Raw genomic sequence first — 3,578 nt, 5'->3', positions numbered from 1 at the left:
GGCAGCAGTTTGAAAGTAATTACGATCACTAAGATCTTACACCTCTGTTGGTCAAGAAGCGTCAACCCACGTTGGGTTCAAAACCCAACGCTAATTGAGGGTTGTCCACTAAAGGGACAATTTGACTGTGAGGCTCTGTGGTTAGAGCTTTCAGCGATCTTCAACCCCCTTTAGTGGGTTTTGACTCTGTTAGCCCTGTCACTTTGAGTGCAGGGCGAATTGACGCTTCTTCACCAGGTGCAGGATCTAAGATCATCCACTTAAAAGCAAGGAAAGTTAGAAAAGTAAGCTAACTATAAATTTTTGTCGATTTTACATGATTGCAACCATAGGCAGCTGATAATCTACCTGTTAGGTAGCTTTTAATCAAAGATCACGACAATCTAATCGCCATATGGGTCGCAGAGCGCTCATAGAACCTCCATGAGAAAAATGCCCATGAGACTGACAAAAATCCCTTCAATTTTTCGACGACTGACCCTTGATTATGATGTTGAGGTAAGTCCAACTATCGACTGTAGAGAGGGAAATGTAATTGTTGCTCAATCCCTAAGCGAGCAAAATGTTAGAAATCACCTAGAGTTTTTGGGGGGGCGTCTTGGCACCTTAGCAAAGGGTGATATTATTCCGGGTGTTTTAGGCAAGCGCAGGGCCTCAAGGGAACTGAGCGGTGATATTCCCACAACGCTACAGGTGGGAGACATCGTTTACATGTTGGGTTCCACAGGGGTCTTTGGTGAGATTGCCAGTCATGACCCGGCCTACGGTAAGGCCACACCCCTCAAAGTTCTAGGCAGTGTGGTCCATGACGGCATTCCCCTCAATCTGTGTGATGCGGCCATTCCCTGGTGTGCTGCATTATCCACCAGTGCACCGTTAATTGCCGTACTCGCAACGGCGATGGATACGGGTAAAACAACTGTCAGTCGAAAAATTGTTACACACTTTAAAGCGCAATGTCTGAAGGTTGCCTATGCCAAGCTCACGGGTCTAGCTTACCAAGGAGAACTCTTTAAATTGAAAGACTTTGGTGCAGACCCGGTATTGGAATGTGCGGATGGCGGGTTACCCTCCACATGTGGTGATCCTACCCAGGTGGCTCAGATGGCCCTGGGGCTACTCACTGAGATTAATCGAGGTCAGCCCGATGTGATTATTGCCGAGTTCGGGGCTGGGATTTTAGGTGAGTATAATGTGATGCACCTGTTGAAAGAACCGGATTTGAAAGACCATATTAAGGCGACGGTGGTTGCTGCCAATGATGCGGTCTCTGCCTGGGGCGCGAAAGAACTGTTGGGTCGATTAGGGCTACCCATTACTTTGATTACAGGGCCTGTCGCTAATAATCAAACTGAAGCAAAATTTGTGACAGCATTGCTGGGGATTCCGGCAGAGAGTAATCTAAATCAGGAGATGCCCAAACTGATGGAGAGCCTGACGACGGTATTGGGAACGTGAACGTGAACGTGAACGTGAACGTGAACGTGTGCGATCGCAAATTAGTTCACTCATGATATTCCTCTCTTTTTTAGTCTCTCAACAAGACCTGCTAATTTAATATAGTTTGACAGCATCAATTTCAAGGTATATTTGTGAGGCTGTGGGTAAGTTATTCTCACATCTCCCCTTTCTTACCTTTCTTGCCTTGCTTTGTTCCCATATCCCCTGGTACGATAGCGCTCCTTGTGATCGCCCCTCTTAGAAGCGTTGTCCTTTCACGTAGTCTGCTGTAATGGGATTTTGTGGATTTTCAAAAATCTGTTCAGTGGGTCCAGCCTCAATTAACTGCCCTCGGCCGGAGTGTACCCAAAATACTCCCACATAGTCTGCAATTCGTCGTGCCTGAGCAAGATTATGGGTAACAATTACCACCGTATATGTTCCCCGCAAGCCGACAATCAGATCCTCGACAACACCACTGGAAATAGGATCAAGGGCACTACAGGGCTCATCCATCAACAATATGTCAGGCTGTAGCGCCAGAGTGCGGGCAATACATAGCCGCTGCTTTTGCCCTCCAGAAAGCCTCATGGCTGATGTCTTTAGACGATCGCTAACTTCGTTCCAAAGATGAACATTATGGAGCACCTGATGTACGATCTCATTAATCTCATCACGATTTTTAAGTCCGTGTTCCCTCAGCGGGAAAGCAATATTTCGCCAGATAGAAAAGGGAAACGGATTGGGCTTTTGCAAAACCATCCCCACCCGTCGCCGTAGAGCAATAGGATCAGTTCTATGGTGGAGAATATCTAAATCGTCAAGATAAATCTTACCTGAAACGTGACAATTTGGGATCACATCTGTAAGGCGATTCAAACAGTTGATAAAGCTAGTTTTACCACACCCAGATGGACCAATGAGAGCCGTAATTTGGCCTTTGGGAATGGAAAATGTAATATTGTCTAAGGTGAGTTTAGAGCCATATGATAGACAGAGACGTTCTGTAACTAAATGCGCCGAAGCCATAGCGGGTTCGATTTGGCGCATAGGTTCTGTAGTTGACAGCTTATACATCCTTATTTTGCAACATTATTTTGCAACATATTAGCGTAAGACTTAAGATGAACGCCTTAAAGGTAAATACTGTGGCTTCGCCACCGATTGCCAATCCAGGTGGCTGTCCCATTGATCACCAGGATTAGTATCACTAAAACTGTGGCAGCTGTGTAGGCATTGCGATCGCCTCCGGGTACATTCATACTTAAGTCAAAGATATGAAGAGAGAGCGCGCGCCCCGAACTCAACAGGGACACGGGCATTCGATCCACATAGCCGCTGGTGTAAATAAGAGCAGCGGTTTCGGCAATCGCTCGACCGATACCTAAAATCAAGCCTGCTACTAAACTTGGCATTGCTGCGGGTAATAGCAATTGCATCAGAATACTTGTGCGAGAAATTCCTAGGGAAGCTGCCCCCAAACGATATTCGTTCGGTACCGCACATAATCCGTCCTCAATTGAGCGAATCAGAATAGGCAAGATCATGCAAGCTAAGGTTAATCCACCCGATAAAATCGAAAATCCCATACCTAACAGAACCGAAAAAAAAGCATTGCCAAATAGTCCAAAGACAATAGATGGAACGCCTGCTAACATATCTAAACTGCGGCGCACTAACCGACCAAACCAATGGTTAGGTTCTATGAATTCGGCTAGTAAAATAGCCGTGCTCAGTCCCAAGGGCAGTGAGACACTTAAACAAACGCCTAGCAATAGTAGGGTCGAGATCACAATAGGGCCAATTCCTCCCGCTCGCCCTACATCTTCTGGTGCAGCTGTGAGAAACATCCAAGATAATTGTCCAAGACCATGCCATAGAATATCTCCAATAATCCACACTACAATGCTGACAACGGCTAATGCCATAAGCCAAGTGCAAAGGCTTAGTATTTGGTCACGATAAGCTGATTGCCGTTGTTGATTAGAGTTCTGGGTAGCGTGGCGGCGCATAGTATTTTAGTTATAAATTTCTTCTTCGGCAATTGCCTCAGCTAACAAGGCTAGAATTAAGCTTATCGCCATCAACAGTAGCCCACTGACAAACAGTGCCGCTCGATGCTGATCCAATGCAAATGC

At 46.1% G+C, this 3,578-nt stretch carries 3 protein-coding genes; 1 reads left to right on the top strand and 2 read right to left on the bottom strand.

What is annotated here, in order from left to right; all coding sequences use genetic code 11:
- Window positions 1-438 precede the first annotated feature (438 nt).
- Window positions 439-1,458: a hypothetical protein gene (locus IQ260_RS28810; RefSeq protein WP_193996505.1), complete on the top strand. Its 1,020-nt coding sequence runs from the start codon at window positions 439-441 to the stop codon at window positions 1,456-1,458.
- Window positions 1,459-1,698: 240 nt separating this feature from the next.
- Here IQ260_RS28810 and IQ260_RS28805 read toward each other — a convergent pair whose 3' ends face one another.
- Together IQ260_RS28805 and pstA are read right to left on the bottom strand one after the other, a co-directional pair.
- The gene (locus IQ260_RS28805; RefSeq protein WP_228016526.1) at window positions 1,699-2,490 is read right to left on the bottom strand and encodes a phosphate ABC transporter ATP-binding protein; all 792 of its coding nucleotides are present in this window, start codon (window positions 2,488-2,490) and stop codon (window positions 1,699-1,701) included.
- A gap of 83 nt (window positions 2,491-2,573) precedes the next feature.
- Window positions 2,574-3,452 carry a phosphate ABC transporter permease PstA gene (pstA, locus tag IQ260_RS28800; RefSeq protein ID WP_193996503.1) on the bottom strand — a complete coding sequence of 293 codons (879 nt, stop codon included), beginning with the start codon at window positions 3,450-3,452 and terminating at the stop codon, window positions 2,574-2,576.
- Between the last annotated feature and the right edge of the window lie 126 nt (window positions 3,453-3,578).

It is taken from the genome of Leptolyngbya cf. ectocarpi LEGE 11479 (genome assembly GCF_015207065.1).
GTDB classification, from domain to species: domain Bacteria; phylum Cyanobacteriota; class Cyanobacteriia; order Phormidesmidales; family Phormidesmidaceae; genus Leptothoe; species Leptothoe ectocarpi.
The sequence above is the reverse complement of the archived record's forward strand: the minus strand, read 5'-3'. Positions and strand labels throughout refer to the sequence as shown.